This window comes from Bacillus sp. MBGLi79, from assembly GCF_002953915.1.
The window spans coordinates 2184468-2200973 of the sequence record NZ_CP026521.1; the positions used below are offsets into that span (position 1 = coordinate 2184468).

1 protein-coding gene is annotated in these 16506 nt (G+C 46.1%); it reads left to right on the forward strand.

What is annotated here, in order from left to right; all coding sequences use genetic code 11:
• Positions 1-33: 33 nt before the first annotated feature.
• Entirely contained in the window at positions 34-16500 is a 16467-nt protein-coding gene (locus C1T29_RS10940; protein WP_103748984.1) for a non-ribosomal peptide synthetase, read from the forward strand.
• The last annotated feature ends 6 nt before the right edge of the window (positions 16501-16506 follow it).

Here is a 16506-nt window from a genome sequence, read left to right on the forward strand (position 1 = left end):
ACCATTTCTGAGGTGGAAGAACGTCTTAAAGGCATGAAGCGGCAGTTGAAAAGCCCGCTTTCAGAAGGGCAAAAAGGGCTGTGGATGCTTCAAAAAATGTCTCCTGGGATGAGTGCATATAATATTCCTTTATGCTTTCGCTTCAGCAAGCCAATACATGCACAAACGTTCAAGAAGGCCCTTCTGTTTGTACAGAGACAATATCCTGTCTTAGCCAGTGTGATTCAAGAAGTGGATGGCATTCCATTTCAAACGGTTCAGTTATCAGAGAATCTTTATTTTGTGGAAGAGGATATATCAGCAATGAAATCAGCAGATATCTTGCCTTTTCTAAAAGAAAAAGCAAAAGAACCTTTCCATTTAGAAGCTAATCCGTTAATGCGCACACATCTTTTTCATCGATCGAAAGAAGAATGCATTGTTCTTATAACGATTCACCATATCATATTCGATGGTGTGTCGATGCTGACATTGATGGCGGCGCTATTTGAAACGTATCAACAATTGCTGAATGGGATTGAGCCCGTGCAGCAGCCAATAACAGCTGATTATTACGATTTTGTCGCTTGGGAAAACCGGATGCTGACTGGCAGAGAAGGGGAAGAGCATCTCGCTTACTGGAAAGAACAGTTGTCTGGGAGTCTGCCAGTTCTTGATCTGCCAGCTGACCGTCCGCGGTCTTCAGCACGAAAATTCAAGGGGCAAGCTTATAAAAGCTTGCTCCCTCATCACCTGAGAAATCAAATTAAATCGTTTGCCCGCACTTATCATGTGAATGAATCTGTTGTGTTTCTCTCCATTTACAAAGTACTGCTGCATCATTATACAAAACAAAAGGATCTCATTGTCGGCGTTCCGACAATGGGTCGGCATGAAGATAGCTTTGAAACCCTAATCGGTTATTTTATCAATATGATGGCTGTTCGGAGCAAGAATATCGGAACTCAGCCATTAACAGCATTTATTCGGGAACTGCAGCTGACAATGGCTGACGGTCTGGATCATGCGGCGTATCCGTTCCCTGCATTGGTAAGAGAGCTGAATGTAGACCGATCGGCCGCGGATTCTCCGGTTTTTCAAACAGCCTTTCTGTACCAAAACTTTTTTCAGGCAACAAGCTTGAAAAAAGTGCTCGAACCGTATCAAACGCTTGGCATTGAATATATTGAAGACATTCGGCAAGAGGGTGAATTTGAGCTGGCACTCGAAATATATGAGCAAGAAAATGAAACAGTGCTTCATCTTTTGTTTAACCCTGATTTGTATGATGTGCCCTCCATTGAAAGCATGATGGAGAACTATATGAAGCTTGCGCAGCACATGATGGAGGACCCGTCTTTGCCGCTTGAGGCCTACTCTTTGCAATTAAATCAAGAACAAACTAGTTTGCTGGAACAATGGAATGCGACAGGGACAAACATCGCAAATGACAAGTGTATACATGAGGTGTTTGAGGAAAAAGCGAAACAAACCCCAGATGCTGTTGCTGTGATGTTTGAAGACAGATCACTTACATACAAAGAAGTAGATGAAAAAAGCACATCTGTGGCAGTCTACCTTCAACATCAGGGGGTTGGACCAGAACAGCCAGTTGGCATTTGTGCAGAGCGTTCGTTTGATATGATCATCGGAATTTTAGGAATACTGAAAGCCGGCGGAGCATATGTGCCATTAGATCCAAGCTTCCCGCAAGAACGATTAGAGTACATGCTCAAAGACAGTCAGGCATCCGTTGTCCTCACCCAATCTAACGTTCATGATAGAATCAGCGGATTAACGGGGAGCCAAGTGAAAGCAATCAATATCGAGTTGGCTTGTCGAAACGGTTATCCTGATCAGCAAAGCAACGGCTTAAAACGGCAAGTAAAGCCAGAGCACCTCGCTTATATCATTTATACATCAGGAAGCACCGGACAGCCTAAAGGGGTTATGGTAGAGCATCGGAGCATTATGAATACCCTGAATTTTCTTGAATCTCATTATCCTGTTATGGCTGAGGATGCCTATTTACTGAAGACGAACTATGTGTTTGATGTATCGATCTCAGAATTATTCGGATGGTTTATTGGAGACGGCCGTCTTGTGATTCTTCCGCCTAATGGGGAGAAATCACCGCAGCTTTGTATGGATTACATTGAAACTTATAAAGTGACTCACGTTAATTTTGTGCCGGCCATGCTGCATGTTTTTTTAGAAATGGCGAAAGACAACAAGCGATTTACAGAGGATGGACCACTGAAGTATATGATGGTTGCAGGTGAAGCCTTCCCTAAAGAATTAGTGAAAAAGGCGGTATCGCTCTTTACAAACTGCCGTGTTGAAAATATATACGGACCGACGGAAGCCTCCATTTACGCTGCCTATTTCGGGTGCGGAAAAGGGGATATTGCAAGTCACCATACACCGATTGGAAAGCCTGTCTCCAACACGAAAATTTATATTGTGGATGAGCATTTGAAGCCTGTGCCAATCGGAAAGCCTGGAGAGCTTTGCATCGCTGGAGCCGGCTTGGCAAGAGGCTACTTTAAAAAGCCGGGGCTTACGGCTGAAAAATTTATTGACAATCCCTTTGAACCAGGGATGAAGCTATATAAATCGGGTGATTTAGCCAGATGGCTTCCTGATGGCAACATAGAATACTTGGGACGGATGGACAGCCAAGTGAAAATACGCGGTTTTCGCGTCGAGCTGGGCGCAATAGAAACAAAGCTGAGTGAATACCCGGGCATTTTAGATCAGGCTGTAGTGGTAAAGCAGCTGGAGGGCCATCAACAGCTCGCTGCTTATTATACAGAGGAAAGTGGACATTCTCCTGCCGATCCGAAAGAATTGCGCTGCCATTTAAAGTCCAGTCTGCCGGAATATATGATACCTTCACACTTTATCCGCTTGGATGAGCTTCCATTATCGCCCAGCGGAAAAGTGAACCGTAAAGAACTGGAAAAACGTGAGATTGTTTTCAATAGTAGAAAATCAATTCACTTGCAGGCAACGGAAATAGAGGATCAGGTGCTACGCATTTGGGAGGAAACTCTCAAGGTCAGCGGATTTGGGCCGGAAGACGGATTTTTCGATGCGGGCGGCGATTCGCTTCTGGCTGTAGCTGTGGCTGAGCGAATCAAAAAAGAATTCGATTGTGAGTTTAGTGTTACTGAGCTGTTTGAGTATTCCACGATCCGTGCAATCAGTGAATATATTTTGGAGATGAAAAACTCAGATCCAGCCGTGACGCAAAATGAAGATGATCATGATGACAAAAAAGATGGAAAATACCCGCAACAGACAATTCCCCCTTATTTTGACGACAGTGTTGCGATTGTGGGGATATCGTGCCAGTTCCCAGGCGCGAAAAATCATCATGACTTCTGGAACCACATCAAAGAAGGCAAAGAAAGCATACGATTCTTTTCTGAAGAAGAACTACGCGCAAATGGAGTTCCCGAAGAATTGATACAGCACCCTGACTATGTGCCAGTGCAATCTGTGATCCAAGGGAAAGACTTATTCGATCCCGGTTTCTTTCAAATCTCGCCAAAAGATGCTGAGTATATGGATCCTCAGCTCCGCCTCTTATTGCTGCACTCCTGGAAAGCGATTGAAGATGCAGGATATGTGGCTAAGGAGATTCCGGCAACAAGTGTATATATGTCTGCAAGCAGCAATTCATATAGAACGTTATTGCCGAAGGAAACAACAGAAGGACATGAATCACCTGATGGCTATGTTTCATGGGTGTTAGCCCAAAGCGGAACCATTCCGACAATGATTTCGCATAAGCTCGGATTAAAAGGGCCAAGCTACTTTGTTCATTCTAACTGCTCCTCATCACTAGTTGGTTTATATCAAGCATACAAAAGCCTGACATCAGGCGAATCAGAATATGCGCTTGTCGGAGGCGCAACATTGCATGCACAATCAGCGATCGGCTATGTGCACCAAAACGGGTTGAATTTTTCAAGCGACGGGCATGTAAAGGCGTTCGATGCTTCGGCGGATGGAATGGCTGGGGGCGAAGGTGTTGCGGTCATCCTGCTGAAAAAAGCTGTGGATGCCGTAAAAGACGGAGACCATATTTATGCCATTATGCGCGGAATAGGCATCAATAATGATGGGGCAGAAAAAGCCGGCTTCTATGCGCCAAGTGTAAAAGGCCAAACAGAGGTGATACAGCATGTATTGGATACAACCAAGATCCATCCTGAAACGGTCAGTTATATTGAAGCGCACGGGACGGGAACGAAATTAGGCGATCCTATTGAAATGTCTGCTCTAAATAAAGTGTACAAGCAATACACCGACAAAACACAATTTTGCGGAATTGGTTCAGTGAAAACGAATATCGGCCATTTGGATACAGCTGCGGGGTTAGCCGGATGCATTAAAGTTGCGATGAGCTTATACCATAATGAACTTGCACCGACCATCAACTGTACCGAGCCAAATCCGAATATAAAGTTTGAAAGCTCTCCTTTTTATGTTGTCCGTGAACGAAAATCGTTAGAGAAACACGCAGGTGTCCATCGGGCGGCTCTGAGCTCATTCGGGCTAGGCGGAACTAACGCTCATGCTATATTTGAGCAATATGAAAACAATACTGATGCAGGTTCCGAAAACGAAGGCAATCAGCCCTACATCATTCCAATATCAGCAAAAAATAAAGAACGGCTCCATGCATACGCGAAGGAAATGCTGTCTTATATCAGTCAAGACGAGAAAAAGAATTTCTCTTTAAAAGATATTGCCTATACCTTTCAGGTCGGCCGTGAAGCAATGGATAACAGGATCGTTTTTATGGCGAGTGATCCGGAACAATGGAAACAGCAGCTGGAAGCTTTTGTGAATGGGGAGACGCTTCCAGAGGGTTGTATCCAAGGAGAAAGAACGAAAATGACATCCGCTGAACAGCTGCTTGGAAATGCTGAGGCAGAAGATATGGCTTCATCACGGATATCAAAAGAAGAAGTGAGAAAGCTTGCCGAGATGTGGGCAAAAGGCTTTCACGTTGAATGGCGTAAGCTCTATCCTGATGCAAAGCCGCGCCGCATCAGCATGCCGACATACCCTTTTGCCGAAGAACGATACTGGCCTGAAAGCAATACCATCACAGCAATTGAACAGGCGCGTTTGCATCCTTTAGTGCACCATAATACATCGGTTCTGTCAGAGCAGCGTTTCAGCTCCATTTTCACAGGACAAGAGTATTTTATTGCCGAGCATATCATTAAAGGCATGGCCATTTTGCCGGCGGCAGTCACGCTTGAAATGGCAAGAGCCGCTATAGAACAAGGAATTGGCGGATTGGAGGATCATAATACTGGAATCAGGCTGAAAAATGTCGTATGGATTCGTCCGGTTGTAGCAGGAAGTGAGCCGGTTCAGGTAAATATCGGACTTTACGATGAAGATGGCGGACAAATCGCTTATCGGATGTATGGTGAGCCGGAATCCGCTGATGCAGAACCAGTTGTATATAACCAAGGTACAGCGGAATTGATTCAGTTAAAGCAAGAAAAAGCACTGGATCTTTCTGAGACCAAGAAACAATGTGATCAAAGCAGAATGGATGCTGTCTCGTTTTATGAAAGCATGATCGGCGCCGATTACGGTCCGGGTTACAAGAGCGTAGAGGCCGTATATAAAGGCGACGGACAGCTACTTGCCAAATTATCACTGCCGGAATCTGTCACACATACCTTGGACGATTATGTTCTTCATCCGAGTGTATTGGACGGAGCGTTACAGGCAGCTGAATATTTGCAAAATGTCGTCAGAGCGGAACTTTCAGACACGGAAGACTTTAAGGCAGCACTGCCATTTGCCTTAGAGGAACTTGAGGTCTTTCGTCAGTGCGTTTCTGACATGTGGGTTTATGTTCAATTCAACTCGAAAAACAAACCAGGAGATGTGATACAGAAAGTCGATATTCATCTATGCGATGAGCATGGCATGATTTGCGTGCGGCTGAAAGGATTTTCGGCGAGAGTGATGGAAGCAGATGTACAAATCGAACCATCAAACACCAACAGCGAAACTTTATTGCTTGAGCCCGTTTGGCAGGAACAAAAGGCAGCCACCGGCTTAGCTGCAAAAAAATATGCAGAGCATCTCGTATTCTTATGTGAATATGATCATGAGACGAGACAACAAATTGAAGCAGCCATCAGGGATGTCCGTGTATACAGCCTGGAAGCAAGGCCTTCTTCAGTAGAGGGGCGTTTCCATTCTTATACAGAACAAGTGTTTAAAAAGGTACAAGAGATCATTCGTACGAAACCGAAAGACGGCATTCTCATTCAGATCGTAACCTCTGTAGAGGGAGAACAGCAATTGTTTTCAGGATTGACAGGACTGCTGAAAACAGCTTGTCAGGAAAATGCCAAACTAACCGGCCAAATGATTGAAGTCAGCAGTGAAGAAAGCGGAGAAAGCATTGCCAGCAAACTATTAGAAAATCAATTGAGCAAAGATTCATATGTCAAATATCAAAACGGGACACGGTATATTGCTGACTGGCGTGAAGTCAAACAGGCAAAAGGAGACGTCAGCAAACCGTGGAAAGACAATGGCGTTTATCTCGTTACAGGAGGCGCCGGCGGACTAGGCCATATTTTTGCAAAGGAAATCGCGGAACAAACGAAGAATGCGACAATCATTCTGACGGGCCGATCCTCTCTTAGCGAAAGCAAAAGCCAAAAGCTGAAAGAGCTTCATAGCAAGGGGGCTGAGGTCACCTATCGGCAAACGGATGTTACCGATAAGATTGAAGTCTATCAGCTCATTGACGACATTCAAAAAAAATATGGCCGTCTGAACGGTATTCTTCACAGCGCGGGAATCATCAAGGACAGCTACATGGTCAATAAACAGGCAGAAGATCTGCACGATGTACTGGCGCCTAAAGTGAAAGGGCTTGTTTATCTAGACGAGGCAAGCAAGGATTTGCCTTTGGATTTCTTTATTCTCTTTTCATCTCTTTCAGGAAGTTTAGGAAGCATCGGTCAGTCTGACTATGCGGCAGCCAATGTATTTATGGATATGTATGCGGGCTATCGAAATAGGCTTGCGGACCTCAGCCAGCGGCATGGGAAGACACTTTCTGTAAACTGGCCTTTATGGAGAGATGGAGGCATGCAGGTCGAAAAAGAAACTGAGAAAAGGCTTGTACAAGTAGCGGGTATTGTTCCTATGAGGGCAGAAAAGGGAATTCAGGCATTATATCAAGCGCTTCATTCAGAGGCAAACCAAGTAATGGTGATCGAGGGCGATGGGCAGAAAATAAAACAAAACATGCTGGCAAAAACCGCCTCAGCACCTATGGAAAAGAAGGAAGCAAAAGACATGACTGAACAAGTAAATAGCATTGATACAGACAGTTTGCTGGATAAAGTAAAGGCGATGTTAAAGCGAGAGGTTGCCAAGCTGTTAAAGGTTAAGCTTGAAACGATTGATGATCATGTTGAGATGACGGTGTATGGTTTCGATTCAATCTCAATGACTGAATTCACCAACCATATCAATCGCGCCTATAAGTTAGAGCTGACGCCAACCGTATTTTTTGACCATCCGACGATACATGCGTTTGGCAAGCATTTGTCAGAAGAATATCAATCGGTATTTGCGAAGACATTTGCTGTACGTGCTGCATCGGCTCAGATTCAGTCAGCCGCGAAACAGGAACAAGCCGTGCGTGCCAAAGCTAAAAGACGCCGAAAGCAGCAAGTCATGCTGCCAAACGCCATACAGAGTGATACTGGGCCTGAGCCAATTGCCATCGTAGGCATAAGCGGGATTTTCCCTATGGCGAAAGATATTGAGGCATACTGGAACATCTTAAAAGAGGGCAAAGACTGCATGACGGAAATTCCGAAAGACCGCTGGGATTGGCGTGAATATGAAGGTGATCCGGCGAAGGAAGTCAATAAAACGAACGTAAAATGGGGCGGTTTTATTGACGGAATAGCAGATTTTGATCCATTATTCTTTGGCATTTCTCCGCGTGAAGCTGAACAAATGGAACCTCAGCAGCGCTTACTGCTGACTTACGCCTGGAAAGCGATCGAAGATGCAGGATATTCGGCGAAAAGGTTGTCAGGCACAAAGACCGGCATTTTCATCGGAACAGGAAATACAGGATACAGCTCTCTTCTATCTAAAGCGAACTCGGCAATAGAAGGATCAGCGGCAGCCAATACAAGCCCTTCAGTCGGTCCAAACCGGGTCAGTTATTTCCTTAATCTGCACGGACCGAGCGAACCGATTGATACAGCGTGTTCAAGTTCATTGGTGGCGATCCACCATGCCATCTCTTCCATTGAGGAAGGCACTTGTGACATGGCGTTAGCCGGCGGTGTAAATACGATTATCCTTCCTGAGGTGTATATCAGCTTTGATAAGGCAGGTGCGCTGAGCAAAGAAGGAAAATGCAAGACGTTTTCAAATCAAGCCGATGGTTTTGCGCATGGGGAAGGTGCCGGCATACTGTTCCTAAAAAAATTAAAAGCGGCTGAAGAAGCGGGAGACCATATTTACGGAGTCATCAAAGGCAGTGCAATCAATCACGGCGGACGTGCAGCCTCTTTAACGACTCCTAATCCGAAGGCGCAGGCAGATGTTATTCAGTCGGCATATCAAAAAGCGGGAATCGATCCGAAAACCGTGACCTACATTGAAGCCCACGGAACCGGAACAGAGCTTGGCGACCCGGTTGAAATTAACGGTTTAAAATCAGCTTTTAAAGCATTGGGGATAAATGAAGGAGACACATCAGCCAATCCTTACTGCGGATTAGGATCTGTAAAGACAAACATCGGCCACTTATCGCTGGCAGCCGGTGCAGCAGGAGTTATTAAAATATTATTGCAGCTTAAGCATAAAACCTTAGTGAAAAGTCTTCATTGCGAAACCGTGAATCCATACATTCAGCTAAAAAACAGTCCGTTCTATATCGTACGGGAAACGGGAGAATGGAAAGCGCTGAAAAATGAACGGGGAGAAGAACTTCCTCGCCGGGCGGGTGTCAGTTCATTTGGAATCGGGGGCGTAAACGCCCACGTGGTTATTGAGGAATATATTCCGGAAGCAGCTGATGAGAATATACCATCTATCACGCCGGAACATCCGGGTATCTTCGTTTTATCTGCTAAAAATGAAGCGCGGTTAAAAGAATACGCACAGCAGCTGGCAGATGCGCTTGATAAGGAAGCATACAGAGACGCTAATCTCACCCGGATCGCTTATACACTGCAAGCCGGACGGGACGCGATGGAAGAACGTCTTGGGATCATTTCTGGTTCCGTTGAGGATTTGCGGCAAAAATTAAAAGACTTCGCAGCAGGCAAAAACGATGTGGAGGATGTATTTAGAGGCAGGATTGATAAAGGCACACTGCAAATGCTGACAGAGGACGAAGAAATTCAAGAAGCCGTCAAGAAATGGATGGAACGGGGAAAGTATGCAAAATTGCTTGAATTATGGGTAAAGGGGCTTGATGTAGACTGGACGAACATGTATGGCGAGACTATGCCTAAGCGCATGAGCTTGCCGACGTATCCGTTCGCAAAAGACCGTTATTGGATCTCTGATCATATTGAAGAAAGCGGCAGCACGAATGTAAATAAAGCAGCCTCCAGTCTTGGCGGAGCTGTGCTGCATCCATTGATGCAGCAAAACACATCGAACCTCTCAGAACAAAGGTTTAGCTCTATCTATACAGGAGAAGAGTTTTTCCTTGCTGATCATGTTGTGAAAGGCCAACGGATCTTGCCGGGAGTGGCTCATCTTGAATTGGCGCGGGCAGCTGTTGAGCAGGCCGCAGAGGTACAAGGTGTTCCGTGCACCATAAAGCTAAAGAACGCGGTGTGGGTGCGGCCAATTGTCGTAGAAGACCAGCCGATGCAAGTACACATCAGGCTTTCACCAGAGGAAAGTGGTGAAATTTCTTATGAAATCTATGGTCATTCAGACGTTGCAGGTGAACAGTCAATCGTCTTCAGTCAAGGCAGCGCGGTATTGAACCCTGCTGAAAATCTGCCGGCGGTTGATTTGCCATCCCTGCTGGAGCAGTGTAAGGAAAGCCATTTCAGCGTAAACGAAGTATACGACACATATCGAATGATTGGCTTTGAATATGGTCCTGCTTATCGCGGAGTGAAAAAAATCTATACAGCTGAGCAATTTGTTTTGGCAAAATTGTCATTGCATCCGTCAGCTGCAGATACGCTCAGCCAATACAACATGCACCCGGGGCTGATGGATTCTGCTTTGCAGGCGTCAAGCATTTTGACAGGCGCCGGGGATAACCAGCTGACACTGCCTTTTGCGGTCCAGGAGCTTGAAGTCTTCGGAGCATGTTCGTCGGAAATGTGGGTATACGCAAGATACAGCCAAGGCAGCAAGGCAACTGATAAGGTGCAAAAACGGGATATTGATATTTTAGATGTGAACGGCAATGTTTGTGTTCGGATGAAAGGATTGTCATTCAGGGCAGCGGAAGGCGGCTTTGGATCGGCGGAACCTGATCAAACGCTGGAAACCCTGATGTTTGAAGAACAATGGGTGCCTAAGGCTTGTATAAAAGAAAGTCCTGAGCCTCAATACGAACGGCACATTGTCATGCTTTGCGACATGAATGGCCTCTCAAAAGATAGCATTGAATCAAGAATGACAGGGGCGGAATGCATCGCTTTGGAGTCATTCCGCAAAGGACTTGCAGAGAGGTTCCAAGATTATGCCGAACAAGCGCTTGAGACAATACAGGGTCTTCTCAAAAGCAAACCGCAGGGCAATGTCCTGATCCAGCTTCTTACCTCAGCACAAAAAAAGCAGTACTCATTCTCAGGGCTATCGGCGCTCCTTAAAACAGCCGGCTTGGAGAATAAAAAACTAATCGGCCAGACGATTGAAATCGATTCACATGAAAATATTGAAAGTGTGATAGAAAAACTGAAAGAGAATAAAAGACACACAGTAGATCAGCGTATCAAATATGAAAAAGGCAAACGGTACATCAATGATTTGTGTGAATTGCCAATGGCTGATCGGGAAATAAGCCTGCCGTGGAGAGATAAAGGCGTATACCTCATCACGGGCGGCGCGGGAGGACTTGGGTTTATTTTTGCAAAAGAGATTGCTCGTCAATCTGAACAGCCTGTGCTCATTCTGACAGGCAGATCTGCGTTGAATGCGGATCAGCAGGCGGAGCTTAACGAACTTCAGCAATTAGGGGCTCGCGCAGAATACAGGCAGGTAGACGTGACACAAACGGAAGCAGCCTCAGAGCTTATCACAAGCATTACCTCTGATTACGGAGACTTGAATGGCGTCATTCACAGCGCAGGGCTGATTAAAGATAACTATCTGATGAGCAAAACCAATGAAGAGCTGACACAAGTTTTTGCTCCTAAGGTAAAAGGGCTTGTGAATGTGGATGAGGCAACCGAGCACCTTGCGTTAGATTTCTTTATCCTCTTCTCTTCAATATCAAGTGTTGCCGGTAGCTCGGGACAGGCGGATTACGCAATGGCTAACGCATTTATGGACAGTTATGCTGCTTATCGAAATGCACTTGTAACCGCCATGTACAGGCACGGGCAAACGTTGTCGATCAATTGGCCGCTCTGGAAAGAAGGCGGCATGCGCGCGAATAAAGAAATTGAAAACATGACGTTGAAAAACACAGGTGTGACTCCAATGCGGACCGAGACCGGCATTCAAGCGCTGTATAAAGCTTTGGCATTTGGCAAGGATCAAGTCATCGTCATGGAAGGAATCAAAGACATGATGAGGGAAAAGCTGGCTCAAAAGCCATCTTCTGATGAAGTGCCACTGAAAACAGTACAAGTACCGGTGACAGCTGAAAAAAGAATGGATCCAGGGAATATGTTCGACCACATTCAAGAAGCATTAAAGCAAGCAATCTCTCAATTGCTCAAAATCAAACCTGAAGAGATTGACCCGGACATGGAGTTTAATCAATATGGATTTGATTCGATTACCTTAACTGAATTCGCGAATACACTGAATGAGAAGTACAAGCTGGATCTCACGCCGACGATCTTCTTTGAGCACGCAACGGTTTATGCATTTGCAGGGTATCTGTCAGAAGAATATCCAGATGCTTTTGCAGCTCAAACGCCTGCCAAAGCTGAGGTGCCGATGCAGCCTGTCGAACAGAATATAAAAAATATAACGTTTTCGACTGAAAACCGCTTTGCAAAACGCTCGGTAACACCAAAGCAAAAGGAAGCTGATCATAAGCCTGAGCCTATTGCGATTGTGGGGATGAGCGGCGTTTTCCCAAAGGCAAAGGACGTCGAGGAATATTGGAAGAATCTGTCATCAGGCACAGATTGTATTACAGAGGTTCCAAAAGACCGCTGGGATTGGCAGGAGTATTACGGAGACCCTCTGAAAGAAGCGAATAAAACAAACGTCAAATGGGGCGGTTTTATTGATGAAGTAGCTGACTTTGATCCATTGTTCTTCGGCATATCTCCATTGGAGGCTGAGCAGATGGAGCCTCAGCAGCGTCTGTTAATGACATATGCGTGGAAGGCGGTAGAAGAAGCAGGACATTCAGCGAGAAGCCTGGCAGGAACTAAAACGGGCATCTTCATTGGGACAGGAAACACAGGGTACAGTTCGCTTCTGTCTAATGTAGACATCGAAGGCTCAGCGGCTGCGAATATGAGTCCTTCTGCCGGACCGAATAGAGTCAGTTATTTCCTGAACATTCATGGACCGAGTGAACCGATCGACACTGCGTGCTCAAGCTCTTTAGTCGCCATTCATCATGCGGTCTGCGCCATTGAAAATGGAAACTGTGACATGGCGATTGCGGGAGGAGTCAACACGGTCGTAACTCCGCAAGGCCATATCGCTTATGATAAGGCCGGAGCGCTGAGCAAAGAAGGAAGATGCAAAACATTTTCTGACAAAGCCGATGGTTTCGCAGTCAGTGAAGGTGCCGGCATGCTCTTCCTGAAAAAGCTGACAGCGGCTGAACGGGACGGTGATCATATTTACGGTGTCATTAAAGGAAGTGCGGTAAACCACGGAGGCCGCGCAAATTCTCTAACGACTCCTAATCCGAAAGCCCAGGCGGATGTCGTAAAAACAGCATATGAAAAAGCGGGAATTGATCCAAGAACCGTAACTTATATTGAAGCGCATGGGACTGGAACAGAACTGGGTGATCCAGTAGAAATCAACGGCTTAAAAGCGGCATTTAAAGAGCTGTATAAAAAAACGGGGGACCCGGCTGTTCATGGCAGCCATTGCGGACTTGGCTCTGCGAAAACAAACATCGGTCACTTATCGCTGGCGGCCGGTGTGGCGGGTGTCATTAAAGTGTTATTACAGCTTAAGCATAAAACTCTTGTCAAAAGTCTGTATAGTGAAACCATTAATCCATATATCAGACTGGATGACAGCCCGTTTTATATTGTGCAGAAATCGAGAGAATGGCAGACGCTTCGTGATGAAGCCGGCCGAGAGCTGCCGCGCCGCGCAGGTATCAGTTCATTTGGGATAGGCGGCGTCAATGCCCACGTAGTCATTGAGGAATATATTCCGAAAGAAACAACCCACCCTGCACAAGCACCAGCTGTGACAGCACAGCACCCGGGCATCTTTATTTTGTCGGCAAAGGATGAAGATCGTCTGAAAGACCAAGCCCGGCAATTAGCAGATTTTATTAGCAAGCAATCTATCACGGCTCATGACCTCACTGATATTGCTTATACACTCCAAGAGGGGCGTGATGCAATGGAGGAGAGATTAGGGATCATCGCTGTCTCGACTGGGGACTTGCTGGAAAAACTGAACCTCTTTATAGAAGGGGGCACCTATGCGAAATACATGTACAGAGGCAGGGCAGAAAAAGGCATTGTACAAACATTGAGATCAGATGATGAAGTACAGAAAACGCTCGAAAATAGCTGGGAGCCTCACATATATGAAAAATTGGTTGATTTATGGGTGAAAGGCATGGAGATAGGCTGGAGTAAGCTGTATGACGGCAAACAGCCGAAGCGCATCAGCCTGCCTACCTATCCATTTGCGAAAGAACGTTACTGGATAACGGATACGAAAGGGGAAGCAACTGCCCATCAAACAGCTCTAAAAACTGTCGAACCAGCAGCTTTGCACCCATTGGTACAGGTCAATACTTCAGATTTATCAGAGCAGCGTTTCAGCTCCACCTTTACAGGCGCTGAGTTCTTTTTCGCCGATCATAGGGTGAAGGGAAAACCGGTTATGCCGGGGGTGGCATATCTTGAGATGGTACATGCTGCCGTTACAAGAGCAGTGAGAGGAACCGAAGATCAACAATCTGTTATTCACATCCAAAATGTTGTGTGGGTGCAGCCGGTTGTGGCGGACGGCCAGCCTGTTCAAGTGGATATCAGTCTACATCCCCAGCAGGACGGTGAGATTGCTTTTACCATCTATACAGAGGCAGAGGATGCACACAATAAGCGAAAGATACATTGTCAAGGCAGTGCTTCAATCCGCGGGGCAGGAGACCTGCCAGTCCAGGATATCAGCGTGCTTCGAGACCAGTGCAGTTTAAGCACACTCTCACACGACCAATGTTATGAATTGTTTAAGGCGATCGGCATTGACTACGGCCCTGGTTTTCAAGGGATAGATCGGCTTTACATCGGCCGCAATCAAGCCTTGGCAGAGCTTTCCCTGCCTGCCGGTGTAACTCACACAATGAATGAATTCGTTCTGCATCCAAGTATGGCGGACTCTGCTTTACAAGCGTCGATCGGGCTGAAGCTGAATTCCGGTGACGAGCAGCTTTCTCTGCCTTTTGCGCTGCAAGAGCTAGAAATATTCAGCCCGTGTACAAATAAAATGTGGGTGTCTGTGACATCTCGCCCAAATGAGGACAAAATACAGAGACTGGATATTGATTTGTGTGATGAGCAAGGCCGAGTGTGTGTAAGAATCAAGGGGATTTCCTCAAGGGTGCTGGAAGAAGGTATACAACCGCCAGACGAGCCGACATCACTAAACTCCAAAGCAACTCTTGACGGAGCGCTTCTTATGGCGCCGATATGGGATCAAGTGCAGCTGGAGAAGAAGATCATTTCACCTGCTGATGAGCGTGTTGTCATCCTCGGAGGGGATGACAACAGCAGAAAAGCTGTTCAAAGGCAGTTCCCGTTGTCCAAGGAGCTGAACATTGAGCCGAACGCATCAATTCAGAGAATTGCAGATGAGCTTGAAGCACTTGGATCGTTTGATCATATTGTGTGGATGTCTTCATCTCGTGTGCCAGATTGTGAAGTCGGCGATGAAATGATTGAAGCCCAAGATCAAGGCGTCATTCAATTGTATAGGCTTATTAAGGCAATGCTTTCTTTAGGCTATGCACGGAAGGAGATCAGCTGGACGGTCGTGACGGTGAACACACAATATGTTGATCAGCAAGATATTGTCAACCCGGTCGATGCCGGGGTGCACGGCCTGATTGGTTCAATGGCAAAAGAATATCCAAATTGGCAGACAAAGCTGATCGATGTTAAAGAGCACGAAGACTTGCCGTTATCTCAACTCCTTTCCTTGCCTTTTGATCAAGAAGGGAATACGTGGGCCTATCGAGACAGGATTTGGCATAAGCTTCGTCTGATTCCAGTACACAACAATCAACCGGTGCACACGAAGTATAAGCACGGAGGCGTTTATGTTGTCATAGGCGGAGCTGGCGGTATTGGTGAGGCCTGGAGTGAATATATGATCAGAACATATCAGGCGCAGATCGTTTGGATTGGCAGAAGGAAAAAGGATGCAGCCATCCAAAGCAAGCTGGACAGACTTGCGCGTCTAGGGCCAGCCCCATATTACATTCAAGCTGATGCGGCTAACCGAGAGGAATTAGAACGCGCTTATGAAACAATGAAACAAACGCATCGTGAAATCAACGGCATCATTCATTCTGCGATTGTCTTACAAGACCAAAGCCTGATGAATATGAGTGAAGAATGTTTCAGAAACGTTCTTGCGGCAAAGGTTGATGTAAGCGTGCGAATGGCACAAGTTTTCCGGTATGAACCACTGGATTTTGTTTTGTTTTTCTCTTCCGTCCAATCGTTTGCAAGAGCTTCCGGACAAAGCAATTACGCTGCGGGCTGCAGTTTTAAGGATGCTTTTGCACAGCGGCTATCTCACATATGGCCTTGTACAGTGGCCGTGATGAATTGGAGTTATTGGGGTAGCATTGGTGTTGTTTCATCACCTGAATATCAAAAGAGAATGGCTCAGGCAGGCATTGGCTCTATTGAAGCCCCTGAAGCAATGGAAGCTTTGGAATTGCTGCTCGGGGGACCGCTGAAGCAGCTAGTGATGATGAAAATGGCAAACAAAACGAATGATGAATCGGAACATTCAGAAGAAACAATTGAAGTGTACCCGGAAACTCACGGCTCCGCCATTCAAAAGCTGCGAAGCTATCACCCGGGTGACAGCACAAAGATTCAACAACTGTTATAGGAGGGG